The organism is Bacillus sp. B2-WWTP-C-10-Post-4, from assembly GCF_009183805.1.
Classification (GTDB): domain Bacteria; phylum Bacillota; class Bacilli; order Bacillales; family Bacillaceae_G; genus Bacillus_A; species Bacillus_A cereus.
On the sequence record NZ_WEII01000062.1, the window covers coordinates 1 to 13,558 of the forward strand.

Here is a 13,558-nt window from a genome sequence, read left to right on the forward strand (position 1 = left end):
GAATTTGAAGATGAAACGTAAAAAAGTTATTATGTTTATCTGAATATTGAGGGGATATGTTTATTTAATTTTTAGAAAAAATAGACTATTAAACTTGTAAATGGTATAATCTTCTTATTATTGGAATTAAAATCAAAATATTTGAAAATAAAGGATAGGGTTGGTTTTAATGGGGGATTCTGATCACAAAGAAACAAAGGCAATATTAAAGTTATGGTTTATTTATATACCACTTGCATTTGGAGAATTTGTCTTTTCGAATATCATAGGTTATTTAAAAAAATAAAGATTTTGTATTTGAAAAACAATTAACCTAATTTAATTGTTTTTTTATTTTTCTCTAATAAACCAAACAAAAATAGAGATTTTGAACAAGATGAAGTTTATGAAGGAAATAACGTTGATTAGGTGCTGAAAACGGGAATCATTCAAGCATGGTAATTCACCGTTTTTATAGCTTCCTATAGTGAGATGTTATGTTCACATCATATGTATACGATATTTGTAACTTAATATAGCATTACTGGAACTTCAAAATTAGTAGTTAAGGTTGTTACCTTTTAGAGTGTTATATATAACTTAGCTAAAAAAGCACAAATCATATAATTTGCGCTGTTCATTATCTGTTTTTTGGTAAAAAATTATAGTTTTTGTCACATTAATACTGTACGATACATAGTATAAAACACATACTGTATGACATATAGTAATGGAAATGAGGTGAGTGAATGGATACTTTATTAAACTCGTTAATTACTGAGTTAAGAAGAGGGACATTAACGTTAGCTGTTTTAAGTCAATTAAGAACGCCGCAGTACGGATATTCACTTGTCCAGTTATTGGAGCAATCAGGGGTTACAATTGATCAAAGTACTTTATATCCACTACTTCGCCGATTAGAAAAGCAGGAATTAGTGACGAGTAGTTGGGATAAAACGGAGAGTAGACCTCGTAAGTATTATGTTTTAAGTGATTATGGATTAGAAATATTTTTGCAGTTGAAAAAAGAATGGATAAAGGATTCGAAAGAACTTTATAACTTATTAAAGGAGGAGGAAGAGAATGAATTTAATTGATCTCTATATCCAAGAGGTTGCGAAGAGATTACCTGAAAAAAATCGTGAAGATATTACACTTGAACTAAGGTCAACTATAGATGATATGTTACCTGAAGATTATAATGAGAAAGATGTAAAGAGCGTTCTCGAAAAATTGGGGAGTCCGGTTTCATTGGCTAATGGTTATTTGGATAGACCGATGCATTTAATTGGACCACGTTATTTTGATGTATATATAACGTTGTTAAAAATGATTATACCAATCGCAGCTGTCATTGCACTCATATCAATGGTTGCAGAAAATTTTATAGGCTATAGTGGTGATCAAGCAGTATTAAATGTTATTTTTCAATTGATAGGTAAAGGCATTGGGGAAATTTTTGAAGTGGGCCTCCATGTATTTTTCTGGTTGACACTTGTGTTTGTTATTTTAGAAAGAACAGATACAGACAAAGGTATCGAGCCGTTGACGACAAGTTTAAAAAAATGGACACCAGATGATTTGAAAAACATCTCGTATATCCCAAAGAAAAAAGCAATCTCGAAGTTTGAAGTTTTTGGAGGTTTAATGTGGACAGCAGTTTGGGCTACACTTTACTTTTATGCGAATCATCTTGTTGGCGTATATAACGGTACGGCAAATGGACTGAAGTTTGTCTCGCCAACTTTTAATCAAGATGTTTTATTGCAGTACTGGCCAATCGTTGTAATTATGATCGTTTTTGAAATATGTATATCCCTTTATAAATTAGTGCAGGGACAATGGACGCAAAGATTGGCGATTGGGAATGCTATTCTTCAAGTAGCTGGGACGATAGTATTCATTGTAATTGTAGTAAATCCACATGTATTTAACGCAGGGTTTATTACGTATTTGGCAAATGCATTTACTATTTCCCCAGAGGGATTTAAAACGTGGTTAGTTGGCGGTGGAATTGTAATTTATACATTATCTACTGCAATAAATATATTTGACGGTTTCCGAAAAGCTAGTATTCGTATGTAGATAAAAATCGGAAATTTCGATAAAATAAAACTATTGAAAAGATAGTGATATAAGGTGAACATGATGAAAGGAAGAAAACAATGATAAGGGAAGCAACGAAAAAAGATTTAGCATACATTTTAGATATTTATAACGATGCGATACTTTATACAACAGCTGTATATGCGTATAAACCTGTAACCCTTGAAAATAGAATAGATTGGTATGAACAAAAAAAGGCTGAAGGGTATCCAATTTTCGTATATGAATTAGATAATAAAGTAGTAGGATTTGCGACATTCGGCCCATTTAGAACGTGGCCTGCTTATAAATATTCAGTTGAACATTCTGTGTATGTAGATAAGGCATATAGAAAAAATGGCATTGGGTCTTCATTAATGAAGGAATTAATCAAAATTGCAAAGGAAAGAGAGTATATGACCTTAATTGCTGGAATTGATGCAGAGAATGAGAAAAGTATTGCCTTGCATCAAAACTATGGATTTGTTCATGCAGGAACAATAAAAAAAGCTGGTTATAAGTTTAATAAATGGCTAGATTTAGCTTTTTATCAGCTGGAACTTAACGGTCCTGAAAATCCTATAGAAGAATAAATATTTTTCGGTAGCAAGAAAAAATTCATGCTACCTTTTTCTTATTTTAATAGCTAATGAAAAGGTTTTTACATTCAATGTTGAAATATTAGAAGTTAATATAACGATATAAAAAGAGGGATAGAAATGGAAACTGTTATAAATAAAATAAAAGAGGTACAATCTAATTATGTGGGAATGGCAATTTATTCTACAAAAAATAATCGTATAGTTGCTTCGTATAATAGTGAACTAAATATTCCGTTAGCATCAGCAGCAAAATTAGTCATTGGATTTGTAGTAACGCAAATGGTGAAGGAAAATAAACATAATTGGAATGATATACTTCATTACATTAAATTTAATCCACATGAAGATAGTGCGCAGTTATATCCGCATTTACAAGGAAGAACTTCTTTAACACTTAGTCAAGCGGTAGAGGTAATGATTGCTTGTCATGATAGTTACGTTGCACAGTCAGTTGTAATGCACTGTGGTGGATGGGATGCTGTGAAAATGTACGCACAAACGTACTTTTCAAAAATTCATATACAAGAGAATGCTAGAGATGAGAAAAATGTTGGAGAATTAAGTGAAGTTCTTGCCCTTTTCATACAAACCTTTCAAGGTTATAAGTCAGAACCAGAATTATGGGAACCAATTATTAGCGGCATGGTAAGACAGCAAGGAGAGTATGAAGAAATTCCATATTATCATATAGCTCATATGACAGGTGGATTACTCACAGCTACAATAAATATTGGTATTATAGGAATGTTTAACGAATTTTCACTTCTTTATGTGATTGGGGGAAAAGATTTACCGAATCGCCGTGAAAATAAAGAGGTAGATGAAGCTTTTGCAGTAGTTTTAAAGTACATATACAAAGAATATAGTGAAAGCATGCTAGGAGTGAGCGATTGAAAAGAAACTTAAAGACTTCAACAATCATTATTTTAATTTTAACGATTATCGCTCTTGAAGTTGGAATCGCACTATATGATCACAATTTGTCATTAGATACAATTTACTTTGCAGCAATTCTTATTTGTATTGTATTGCTTTTTGGCACACGTGTTTCTGAAGAGAAAGAAAGTACATCGAAACGAGGGCGAAGAAAAATAGCTGTTATATTTTGGTCATCTATTTTATTGTCTATCGCTTGTTTTGCAGTTATAAGTTACATAAGGGTAGGCTATGTCTCTGTACCAGGGATAATTGGCTTTTCATGCTTTGTTACATATGGTGGATTCGTTTTGATTAGTATTTTAAAGGGGAAAAATAAAATGTAGCTTACTAAGTTGAAAGGAAGCAATGTATATGAAACATATAGAGAACGGTACACGTATTGAAGGAGAATACATTAAAAATAAAGTCATTCAATATAATATGTCCATCTTAACAGATGAAGTAAAACAGCCGATGGAAGAAGTAAGTCTCGTAGTAAAAAATGAAGAAGGAAAAATATTTGGTGGTGTAACAGGTACGATGTATTTTTATCATCTTCATATCGACTTTTTATGGGTTGATAAATCAGTTCGTCATGACGGTTGGGGGAGCCAACTTTTACATAAAATTGAAGAAATTGCGAAGGAAAAAGGGTGCAGATTAATATTGCTAGATTCATTTAGTTTTCAAGCACCAGAATTTTATAAAAAGCACGGTTACCGAGAGTATGGTATCGTTGAAGATCATCCAAAAGGTCATAGTCAGCACTTTTTTGAAAAGAGATTATAATAATATTATGTATACTGATTGATAGGAGAAAGCATATGTACACGTATAAATTGCAACAAGAACAACCAATCTGTGCAGAAAAAATTAAGAAGCTTTATGATTCTGGTTGGTGGCCAGAAAGAAAAGAAGTCGATATTGAAAAAATGTTAAAGAATAGTATAGTCATTGGAGTATGGGAAGAAAATGAATTAGTTGGATTTGCTAGAGTCGTTTCTGATGGTGTTTTTCGAGCATACATTGAAGATGTTGTCGTACATGAGAATGTAAGGAATAAAGGTATTGGAGAGAAAATGCTTACAATATTACTTCGAGAAATATCTCATATTGATATTGTTAGTCTATTTTGCGGAGAGAAGCTAATAAAGTTTTACGGTGAGCAGCAATTTCAAGCAACGAAGCAAATTGTGATGCACCGTAATCAAACAGGGAAAGAATAAGAGGTGCCAATTAAAATGAATGCAACAAGAGCGTACTGTTTATCGAAAAGAAAAGCGACAGAAGATTCTCCAGGTGGCTGGAGTGCAACATGTATGAGGCTTAATAATAAAATATTTGCGATAGTAAATCATGAAGAAGGCGAAAAAGCTGCGATTACATTGAAGTGTGATCCAGAAGTCGCATTAAGAATAAGAGAAGATTATCCAGAAACAATTATTCCAGGGTATCATATGAATAAAAAACATTGGAATACCGTTTATATTCATAAGGATATAGAGCAGGAGCAAATTAATAAAATGATTGATTGGTCGTATGATTTAGTACTACAATCATTTTCAAAGAAAAAGCAGCAGGAGTTAATGGATTAATATGTATTAGGAGTGTGTGTAATGAAAGATTCGATTAAAGATACGTATGATAAATTAGCGAGTACATATAAAGAAAATCTAGATTTCGCAAATCCATATAACAGTTATTATGAAAGACCGGCGATGATGGAGCTTATTCCAAAGGAACTAGAAGGAAAAAAGATATTAGATGCTGGATGTGCAGCTGGATGGTATACTTCTCAATTCATAGGAAGAGGAGCAAATGTTACAGCAATTGATGTAAGTCCTGAAATGGTAAAAGCAGCAAAAGAAAATATAGGAGAAGAAGCGACGTTCCTTTGTCATGATCTGCAAGAAACATTGCCATTTGAAGATAATACGTATGATGTGATTGTAAGTTCATTAACTCTTCATTATATAGAAAATTGGAATCAAGTATTTCAAGAATTTCGTCGTGTATTGAAGCCAGGTGGAGAACTTATTTATTCTATTCATCATCCTTTTATGGATTTCACAAAGTTTCCATGTGAAAATTATTTTGAAAAACAGTTATTAATAGATACTTGGGTTAAACCGAATATTACTATTGAAGTCAAGTTTTTTAGAAGATCATTACAAGACATACTAAATGAAACTACAAATTATTTTGTATTAGAAGAGATAGTGGAACCGAAGGCAATTGAAAAAATGAAAGAAGTAAGCGAAAAATCATATCATTATTTAAATATGAATCCACATTTTCTTATCATAAAAGCAATCAATAAATAGCTAGTAAAATAACTTTGTTTTACTAGCTATTTACAGTTTTACATTACATATTAGGAGACTTTAAAATGAATACGAAACGAAATAGAGTAGTATATGCACTATTTACTATAGTTGTTATTATTTTAGGTCTTAGCTCAAGAAAGTTTGCTTTTGCACTACCACATCTATTAAATGATTATTTAGGTGATGCATTATGGGCATTAATGATTTTCACTGGCTTTGGATTTTTGTTTCCTAAAACAGAGACGAAGAAGTTGGCTTTTATTAGTTTAATGTTTTGCTACGGGATTGAAGCGAGCCAATTGTATCATGCGGAATGGATAGATAGCATTCGTGCAACGACTTTGGGGGGACTCGTGTTGGGATACGGTTTTTTGTGGAGTGATGTAGTGGCTTATACAATTGGTGTTGGAGTGGGAATACTGTGTGAGGTTATTTTTCGGAAGAAATAAGAATTGTAAAAGGGGTATTTGTAAATGGAACAAGCACTGGAAATTGCAAAGCTTTGGTTTCGAAATGAACATGTCACAGCTACTGTAATGCAACCAAAAGTAGCGAAGGTTTTATGCAAGAATAAAGAGTACATTTTAAAGAGAACGGGATCGATAAAGCAATTTCTAGTAGAATTTGATGTTTTGAAGCAACTGTATGAAAAGGGAATTAAAGTACAGAGAGTAGTAAAGACAGAAAATGATGAACAATATGTATTATATGAAGAAAAATATTATTGCTTATATGAGTATGTTGTCGGAAGTGTTTTAGAAATAAAAGATACGGATAAGCTGGAAAGGCTAGCAAGTACAATTGGAGAAGAAATAGCTAATCTGCACAAAGCATTACATTCGGTGAATAGTGACCATGAGTTAATAAAAAGAGATTTATATAAGATGGTATTTGAATGGGCTATACCGATTTTAGAAAAGAATGAGCATGTTCATCGAGAGGTAATTCAAAAGATGGAGCGAATGCACGTAGCTTTCAAGGAAACGGTCCATCCATTACCGAGACAAATTATTCATCGTGATATGCATCTATCAAATTTAATCTTTAAAGATGATAAACTGGAAGGGTTTATAGATTTTGAGTTTTTAGAAAATAATGTAAAAATATTTGATTTATGTTATTGCTGTACAAGTGTATTAAGCGAGCTATTTAGTGATGAAAGATTAAGAGGGAAATGGTTACATATCGTTAGCAAAGTCTTTGAAGGTTATTATAAACAAAATGATTTAACGAAAGAAGAACTAAAAGCTATTTGGTATGTTATGCTTTCAATTCAAATTATCTTTATTGCTTATTTTGTCCAGTTACCAGATTTATTAAAGTTAAATGAAGAAATGTTCTTCTGGATTTTTGCTAATAAGGAAGCTATTGAAGAAGTTATAGAAGGTATCGTAAAGGTATGAAAAAAATAATATTAATTGGTTCTGGTGGTTCAGGAAAATCTACATTAGCAAGGCAGTTAGGAAATAAATTAAATATTAAGGTGCATCATCTTGATGCATTATTTTGGAAACCGAATTGGGAAGGTGTTCCGAGAGAAGAACAAATAGCAGTTCAAAATAACTTAATTAAAGATGAGAAGTGGATTATTGATGGGAATTATGGCGGGACGATGGATATCAGACTGAATGCAGCTGATACAATTATCTTCCTTGATATTCATAGAACAATTTGTATTTATCGTGCGTTTAAAAGAATTGTAAAATACCGGAATAAAACAAGACCAGATATGGGCGCGGGATGCGAAGAAAGATTTGATTTGCAATTTTTTAAATGGATATGGAAATATCCTAATGCTAAACGACCTACAATTTTAAAAGGGTTAGAGCAATTGTCCGAAGAGAAAAAGGTTATTGTTTTAAAATCTCCAAATGAGGTTCGGAAATTTTTAGAGCACATATAATAATAGAATGTGACACAACAATTCTTTTTGGATCTTACCGATTAGTTTAATTAAACTAATCGTTTTTTATTATGAAAAATTTAACGCTTTTTGAAAATTGTATTTTGTAATGAGTATATGACTATAATTTCATATAAAATGAACGTTTGGAGGAATAGAAAATGACTAATGATTTAATTCAAACAATCGATTCATTAATGGTAAATATTCCAGCTGGAGAGGTAGTATTAAGAGATGATCGAATAAAAAAAGAATGGCTAGTGCAAATTCAACCATTTCTTCTTGCGAAGTATGCTGTAAAAATCGAACTATATGATGCTATTACAAATAGTACATTAAATAATTTTGATAAAAATCATAAACCAGTTGTCAATATTTCATGGAACGATGCCATTGCGTTTTGTAATGTACTTTCAAAAAAAGCGGGATTAAAAGAATATTATTCTATTAGTGATGGTGGTCAAATTGTGAAATGTAATTTAGATTCAAATGGCTACCGATTACCATGTGAGGCAGAGTGGCAATATGCATGTAAAGCAAGTACAACCGGATATACATACGGGAAACTTCATGATATAGCGTGGTATAATGAAAATTCAAATGGAGAGATTCATGACGTTGGCCAAAAAGAACCGAATGCATGGGGACTTTATGATATGCTAGGGAACGTTTGGGAATGGTGTTATGATTTGTATGATGAAACAGTGTACGGATCATACCGCATTTTTCGTGGTGGTAGTTGGGCTGAAACAGCGAGAGGGTGCGGCGCTACTTGTCGTCGTCGAAGCCATCCTACATTTCATATAGATGATCTCGGTTTTAGACTCGCTAGGTCAATTTAGTAGGAACATGCTACGAACAACTAAGAAAAGAGTATGGAGAAAATCCGTACTCTTGCCAACATAGAAACGATTTAACGTAAGGAGTGTTTATTATGGCGCGTGTTTTATTTATTAACGCTGGATCAGAAGGACATATAAATCCAACTTTACAAGTTGTGGAAGAATTGATTTCTCGTGGTGAAGAGGTCGTTTATTTTTCAATAGAAGCTTTCAGGGATCGGATTGAGAAGACAGGTGCTACTGTACGAACGATTGACGATCAAAAATTTATAAAAGCGTTTCTATCTGGAGGCAGAAATTATTTACAGGAAAGAATAAACGGTCTTCTACATACAGCAGATGTTGTTATACCTAGTGTTCTAGAACAAATTGAAGGTGAACATTTTGATTACATAATTCATGATTCTATGTTTGGCTGTGGGCACTTAATTGCTCAAATTCTTAAATTGCCATCTATAAATTCATGTACATCTTTTGCGCAGGATGAAAAATCTTTTGAGCAAATGTTAGGTCATCTGTCAAAAAATATCCCAGTAGAAATTCATGATAAAATACAGAATGATTTTCAAAACTTAACGAAGGGAATTGCTGAAAAATATGGTGTTGAAATAAAATCACCGTATGAAGTTTTCTGTAATCCTGCACCCCTTACTATTGTGTATACAATTAAGGAGTTCCAGCCTTTTGGTGATACGTTTGATGAAACATATAAATTTGTAGGACCATCTATCTCTGCACAAGTAAAAAACAGAGACGTTGATTTTACTTCAATTCAAGAAAAAAGTCCGATTTATATTTCATTAGGTACTGTTTTTAATGAAGCGATTGATTTTTATAAACTGTGTATGAAGGCCTTTGAGAATAGCGAGCATACAATTGTCATGTCTATTGGTAATAAAACAAAAATAAGTGATCTAGGCGAAATCCCTAAAAACTTCATTGTGAAAAACTATGTGCCTCAAACCGAACTGCTTACTTATACGAAACTATTTATTACACACGGCGGGATGAACAGTGTGCATGAAGGACTGTATAACGGGATTCCGCTCGTTGTAATACCGCAAAGTGCAGATCAGCCAGCAATCGCAAAGCAAGTGGAGAGTCTTGGAGCAGGAGTTCAATTACATATGAATGAATTAACCGTGGAGAAATTGCGTGAAAGTGTGGAGTTAGTTTTAAATAACCCTTCATATAAAGAGGCTGCTTTGAATTTGAAGGAATCATTCCGAACATCGGGTGGATATAAAGAAGCTGTTGATGAAATCTTTACATTTGTAGGTCAGTAATAAATATAAAGTTATACATGAAAAAAGTGTCTATATTAAATGATATAGACACTTTTCTGTTGTAAGAAGAGAAGAATTGTTTAAATGGAAAAAATGAAAATACTAAATGTGAATTTTGAGAACTAAGTCTACAATTTCTGCTGCACACTTTTATTTTATCCCGTATTAACCGACCGTAAAATCCCAACTAATTAAAGTTTTACTTTATGATTTCAGGATGTGGTTTTATATGTTAGTAATAATTTCACTGTTTCTGCACAACTTCTGCACATGCTTAGGCGAGTTCTATGTCATGATATATTCATAAAGTGAAATATTTCACAAGGAAAAAATATATTTTCACTGCGGTGTATGCATAATTAACACATACATCGGTACAAGTTTGTCTCTTGTTATTCTTTTACATCAAAGCCCACATTCCACTACAAAGTATAACAAGAAGGGGACATGAACATGAATAATCGATTTTTAAAACAACTACAAAATATGAAAATGAACAAAAAAAGTTTAGGAATTGTAGCATTAACAGCTGGAATTATTAGTACGACACTTATTCCTCAAAATGCTTATGCGCACGGTTTTGTTGAAAAGCCCGGTAGCCGATCCGCTTTATGTAGTCCAACTTATGGTGCGCTAAATGTAAACTGTGGAAGTGTTATGTATGAACCACAAAGTTTAGAAGCTCCAAAAGGGTTCCCACAAGGTGGTCCAGTAGATGGACAAATTGCTTCAGCAGGCGGAAAATTTGGTGGTATTTTAGATCAACAAACAGCAAATCGTTGGTTTAAAAATACAATCACTGGTGGGGAAAATACATTTACTTGGAAGTATACTGCGCCTCACTTAACGAGTAAGTGGCATTACTATATTACTAAAAAAGGATGGAATCCAAATAAAGCGCTAACAAGAGCAGATTTCGAACCAATTGGAACTGTACAACATGATGGTTCTGCAGCTTCAAATAATTTAACTCATAAAATCAATGTACCTACTGATCGTAGTGGATATCATGTGATTTTAGCAGTATGGGATGTAGCTGATACAGCAAATGCATTCTATAATGTAATTGATGTTAATCTTATTAATGATGTGAAACCAGACATAGAAGCACCAAGTATTCCAAATGGACTTCAGACGCAAAAAGTAACAGCGAATAGTGTAGAACTAACATGGAACGCTTCTACAGATAATGTAGGGGTAAAAGGATATCAAATCTTCCGTAACGGAGAGATGATTGATACAGTACCAGGGACTCATTTTATTGATAAGAAGTTACAACCAAGTACAGAATACTCTTATACTGTAAAAGCAATTGACGCAGCTGGCAATGTATCGACAGAAAGTACAGCGCTTACAGTAAAAACGACAGTTGAGACTCCTGATACAGAAGCACCAACACAACCAAAAGGATTACATAGTATGGGAACGACAGCGTCAAGTGTGGATTTAATGTGGAGTCCATCTGACGATAATATTGGTGTAGACCATTATGATATTTATAGAGAAACAGAAGGATCAATGAAAAAGATTGCAACATCCAATACAACTTCTTATTTGGATAAAAATCTGCTCGCTAATACTACTTATAAATATGTAGTGAAAGCTGTTGATGTAGCTGGAAATGAATCCGTACAGAGTGATATATTCACAATTACTACAAAAACCGAAAGCGCTTCATATGAAGCGTGGGATGCAAAAAAAGCATATAAAAAGGGAGATAGAGTTCTACACGAAGGAAAAGTATATGAAGCAGTCCAGAGTTATCAAGGAAATGGTGATCCAAACTGGATTTATGCATTATCATTATGGAAAACAGTGTAAGCTTTACTTAGGTATGAACTAAGAGATGATGGGCTTTGATGCAAAAGGTAATCTTGAGAATTCACTTTTCTATTAATAAAAAAGGGTAGTGTATGAATACATAAGATTCATATACTACCCTTTTTATTATGATAACATTTTCGTCATAAGTATGTGCGGAATGCCATCTTCCATAAATATATCAGAAGAAGTTTCATAGTCTAATTTTTTATAAAATCCTTCAGCTTGTGTTTGACCGTGTAGTTTCACTTTCGTAACTTGTTCGTTACGAGCAAGTTCTTCTAACGTTTGAATGATGACTTTACCTAATCCGTATGTACGATAATCTTTTAAAATACAAATACGTTCTAATTTTCCGACACCATCAACAAATCGTATACGACCTGTGCCTACAGGAAGTTCATGATAATAAACTAAAATATGTTTACATTGCTCTCCGATTTCATCGAATGTATCGAATTCATCTGCAAGAGGGACACCTTGTTCTTTTACAAATACTTCTTTTCGAATATGAAAGGCAGTTTCTAAATCAGCAAGTTTTGTTATAAGTTTGGATTGCAAAATGTTCAGTCCTTTCTAGTGTAATCAGTTTGCGTTTTCCTAGTATATCATAATAAAGCACTATTAAGAGAAGAAGAACATACTAAAAAGCCAACTTTAAAAAGTTAGCTTTTATTACAATTTCTTTATCCCATTTTTAGTACCAATAATTGCTGTACTCGTCATACTTATAAACAACCCTGTTTCAACTACACCAGTAATCATTTTTAATTGGGTGTGTAAATGGGCAGGATTAGAAATATGATTAGGGAATATACAATCGATAATCAGGTTATTGTTATCGGTTATATAAGTTTCATCATTTTTCAAACGTAACGTTGTTTGACACCCTAAAGACTGAATTTTATTTTCGGTTTGTTTCCATGAAAAAGGGATGATTTCAACAGGTAATGGAAAATTACCTAAATGTGTTACAAATTTCGATTCATCAGCAATGATAATTAGTTTTTTAGAGGAAGAGGCAACGATTTTTTCACGAAGTAATGCACCGCCACCGCCTTTTATAAGTTGTAAATTTGAATCAATTTCATCCGCTCCATCAATTGTAAGATCAAGACTTTGTACGTCGTTTAACGAAAGTAGGGGGATATTTAGTTGCTGTGCTAATGCTTCAGTTTCCTTTGATGTTGGTACAGCTTGAAATGATAATCCTTCTTTTACACGCTCACCTAATTTTTGTATTGTCCAATATACAGTAGAACCTGTACCAAGCCCAATCTTCATGCCATCATTTACAAAGTTAGCGGCATATTCGCCAGCGAGCTGTTTTAAATTCATCGCTTTACTCCGCCGGACGCGGCCCGGCATCAAGACCTGAATTTTCAACTGTAAGTACCGGACGAACGACTATATCTTTATGTACACGCATTTGACAAGATAATCGTAAATGATCTTCAATTCCTTTTTCCGTCATTGCATGTTTCTCATTCGCACTTGCTTCACAGAAATCACCTGCTAGTATTTCTACTCTACAAGTTGTGCAACGTGCATTCCCGCCGCAACGATGAAGAATGTTGACACCGCTATCTTCAATTGCTAATACTAACTTTATTCCTTCTTTCACATCAAAAGTTCCCGCACCTTCAATTGTTAATTTTGGCAAATTTGTTCCTCCTCACGTAAAATTGTACATAACATATTTATGACCGCGAATTATTGAACATAAACATTATTTTTTTATATCCCCGTAACTTTTTTTAATGTTGAATCGTTTATTAAGTAAGCGCTGAAAAGG

18 protein-coding genes are annotated in these 13,558 nt (G+C 33.1%); 15 read left to right on the plus strand and 3 right to left on the minus strand.

Going from position 1 to position 13,558, the window contains the following annotated elements:
* The first annotated feature begins 728 nt into the window (after positions 1-728).
* The 15 genes from GBN78_RS20515 to GBN78_RS20585 all read left to right on the plus strand — a co-directional run bounded on the left by GBN78_RS20515 (position 729) and on the right by GBN78_RS20585 (position 11,763).
* Positions 729-1,076, plus strand: a complete 348-nt coding sequence (locus tag GBN78_RS20515) for a PadR family transcriptional regulator (protein WP_000380301.1) — start codon at positions 729-731, stop codon at positions 1,074-1,076.
* The gene (locus tag GBN78_RS20520; RefSeq protein ID WP_152127658.1) at positions 1,063-2,064 is read left to right on the plus strand and encodes an HAAS signaling domain-containing protein; all 1,002 of its coding nucleotides are present in this window, start codon (positions 1,063-1,065) and stop codon (positions 2,062-2,064) included. Before GBN78_RS20515 ends, GBN78_RS20520 begins: the two co-directional genes overlap by 14 nt.
* A gap of 80 nt (positions 2,065-2,144) precedes the next feature.
* The gene (locus tag GBN78_RS20525) at positions 2,145-2,657 is read left to right on the plus strand and encodes a GNAT family N-acetyltransferase (RefSeq protein WP_000617513.1); all 513 of its coding nucleotides are present in this window, start codon (positions 2,145-2,147) and stop codon (positions 2,655-2,657) included.
* 126 nt (positions 2,658-2,783) lie between these two features.
* Positions 2,784-3,560 (plus strand): serine hydrolase, encoded by a 777-nt coding sequence (locus GBN78_RS20530; RefSeq protein WP_152127659.1) that lies wholly within the window; start codon positions 2,784-2,786, stop codon positions 3,558-3,560.
* The gene (locus GBN78_RS20535) at positions 3,557-3,928 is read left to right on the plus strand and encodes a hypothetical protein (RefSeq protein WP_000827994.1); all 372 of its coding nucleotides are present in this window, start codon (positions 3,557-3,559) and stop codon (positions 3,926-3,928) included. The genes GBN78_RS20530 and GBN78_RS20535 overlap by 4 nt, the downstream gene beginning before the upstream one ends.
* Positions 3,929-3,956: 28 nt before the next feature.
* Positions 3,957-4,373 (plus strand): GNAT family N-acetyltransferase, encoded by a 417-nt coding sequence (locus GBN78_RS20540; RefSeq protein ID WP_000680413.1) that lies wholly within the window; start codon positions 3,957-3,959, stop codon positions 4,371-4,373.
* Between the two features lie 35 nt (positions 4,374-4,408).
* The gene (locus tag GBN78_RS20545; protein WP_152127660.1) at positions 4,409-4,810 is read left to right on the plus strand and encodes a GNAT family N-acetyltransferase; all 402 of its coding nucleotides are present in this window, start codon (positions 4,409-4,411) and stop codon (positions 4,808-4,810) included.
* A 15-nt stretch (positions 4,811-4,825) separates the two neighbouring features.
* Positions 4,826-5,179, plus strand: coding sequence for an MmcQ/YjbR family DNA-binding protein (locus tag GBN78_RS20550; RefSeq protein ID WP_000994630.1), 354 nt, complete (start codon positions 4,826-4,828; stop codon positions 5,177-5,179).
* A gap of 21 nt (positions 5,180-5,200) precedes the next feature.
* Positions 5,201-5,908, plus strand: coding sequence for a class I SAM-dependent methyltransferase (locus tag GBN78_RS20555; protein ID WP_000655256.1), 708 nt, complete (start codon positions 5,201-5,203; stop codon positions 5,906-5,908).
* Between the two features lie 65 nt (positions 5,909-5,973).
* Entirely contained in the window at positions 5,974-6,360 is a 387-nt protein-coding gene (locus GBN78_RS20560) for a ribosomal maturation YjgA family protein (protein ID WP_001093461.1), read from the plus strand.
* 24 nt (positions 6,361-6,384) lie between these two features.
* Complete coding sequence (locus GBN78_RS20565; RefSeq protein ID WP_152127661.1) at positions 6,385-7,314, plus strand: phosphotransferase enzyme family protein; 930 nt, start codon at positions 6,385-6,387, stop codon at positions 7,312-7,314.
* Complete coding sequence (locus GBN78_RS20570; protein WP_000720552.1) at positions 7,311-7,814, plus strand: DNA topology modulation protein; 504 nt, start codon at positions 7,311-7,313, stop codon at positions 7,812-7,814. The genes GBN78_RS20565 and GBN78_RS20570 overlap by 4 nt, the downstream gene beginning before the upstream one ends.
* Before the next feature lie 161 nt (positions 7,815-7,975).
* Complete coding sequence (locus tag GBN78_RS20575) at positions 7,976-8,656, plus strand: formylglycine-generating enzyme family protein (RefSeq protein ID WP_152127662.1); 681 nt, start codon at positions 7,976-7,978, stop codon at positions 8,654-8,656.
* Positions 8,657-8,748: 92 nt separating this feature from the next.
* On the plus strand, positions 8,749-9,942 hold the full coding sequence (locus GBN78_RS20580; protein WP_098620004.1) for a macrolide family glycosyltransferase: 1,194 nt from the start codon (positions 8,749-8,751) through the stop codon (positions 9,940-9,942).
* A gap of 453 nt (positions 9,943-10,395) precedes the next feature.
* Positions 10,396-11,763, plus strand: a complete 1,368-nt coding sequence (locus GBN78_RS20585) for a lytic polysaccharide monooxygenase (protein ID WP_065845369.1) — start codon at positions 10,396-10,398, stop codon at positions 11,761-11,763.
* Positions 11,764-11,889: 126 nt separating this feature from the next.
* On the opposite strand, the gene GBN78_RS20590 is transcribed toward GBN78_RS20585, so the two are convergent.
* The 3 genes from GBN78_RS20590 to GBN78_RS20600 form a co-directional block, all read right to left on the minus strand.
* Entirely contained in the window at positions 11,890-12,324 is a 435-nt protein-coding gene (locus GBN78_RS20590; protein ID WP_152127663.1) for a GNAT family N-acetyltransferase, read from the minus strand.
* A 114-nt stretch (positions 12,325-12,438) separates the two neighbouring features.
* Positions 12,439-13,101 (minus strand): ribose 5-phosphate isomerase A, encoded by a 663-nt coding sequence (gene rpiA, locus GBN78_RS20595; RefSeq protein WP_098292940.1) that lies wholly within the window; start codon positions 13,099-13,101, stop codon positions 12,439-12,441.
* 4 nt (positions 13,102-13,105) lie between these two features.
* Positions 13,106-13,426 (minus strand): 2Fe-2S iron-sulfur cluster-binding protein, encoded by a 321-nt coding sequence (locus GBN78_RS20600; RefSeq protein ID WP_030025887.1) that lies wholly within the window; start codon positions 13,424-13,426, stop codon positions 13,106-13,108.
* Positions 13,427-13,558: the final 132 nt, after the last annotated feature.

Bases quoted from the DNA above. Each gene is read 5' to 3' on its own strand.
- GBN78_RS20515 (WP_000380301.1), top strand. From the start codon at position 729: ATGGATACTTTATTAAACTCGTTAATTACTGAGTTAAGAAGAGGGACA.
- GBN78_RS20520 (WP_152127658.1), top strand. From the start codon at position 1,063: ATGAATTTAATTGATCTCTATATCCAAGAGGTTGCGAAGAGATTACCT.
- GBN78_RS20525 (WP_000617513.1), top strand. From the start codon at position 2,145: ATGATAAGGGAAGCAACGAAAAAAGATTTAGCATACATTTTAGATATT.
- GBN78_RS20530 (WP_152127659.1), top strand. From the start codon at position 2,784: ATGGAAACTGTTATAAATAAAATAAAAGAGGTACAATCTAATTATGTG.
- GBN78_RS20540 (WP_000680413.1), top strand. From the start codon at position 3,957: ATGAAACATATAGAGAACGGTACACGTATTGAAGGAGAATACATTAAA.
- GBN78_RS20545 (WP_152127660.1), top strand. From the start codon at position 4,409: ATGTACACGTATAAATTGCAACAAGAACAACCAATCTGTGCAGAAAAA.
- GBN78_RS20550 (WP_000994630.1), top strand. From the start codon at position 4,826: ATGAATGCAACAAGAGCGTACTGTTTATCGAAAAGAAAAGCGACAGAA.
- GBN78_RS20555 (WP_000655256.1), top strand. From the start codon at position 5,201: ATGAAAGATTCGATTAAAGATACGTATGATAAATTAGCGAGTACATAT.
- GBN78_RS20560 (WP_001093461.1), top strand. From the start codon at position 5,974: ATGAATACGAAACGAAATAGAGTAGTATATGCACTATTTACTATAGTT.
- GBN78_RS20565 (WP_152127661.1), top strand. From the start codon at position 6,385: ATGGAACAAGCACTGGAAATTGCAAAGCTTTGGTTTCGAAATGAACAT.
- GBN78_RS20570 (WP_000720552.1), top strand. From the start codon at position 7,311: ATGAAAAAAATAATATTAATTGGTTCTGGTGGTTCAGGAAAATCTACA.
- GBN78_RS20575 (WP_152127662.1), top strand. From the start codon at position 7,976: ATGACTAATGATTTAATTCAAACAATCGATTCATTAATGGTAAATATT.
- GBN78_RS20580 (WP_098620004.1), top strand. From the start codon at position 8,749: ATGGCGCGTGTTTTATTTATTAACGCTGGATCAGAAGGACATATAAAT.
- GBN78_RS20585 (WP_065845369.1), top strand. From the start codon at position 10,396: ATGAATAATCGATTTTTAAAACAACTACAAAATATGAAAATGAACAAA.
- rpiA (WP_098292940.1), bottom strand. From the start codon at position 13,101: ATGAATTTAAAACAGCTCGCTGGCGAATATGCCGCTAACTTTGTAAAT.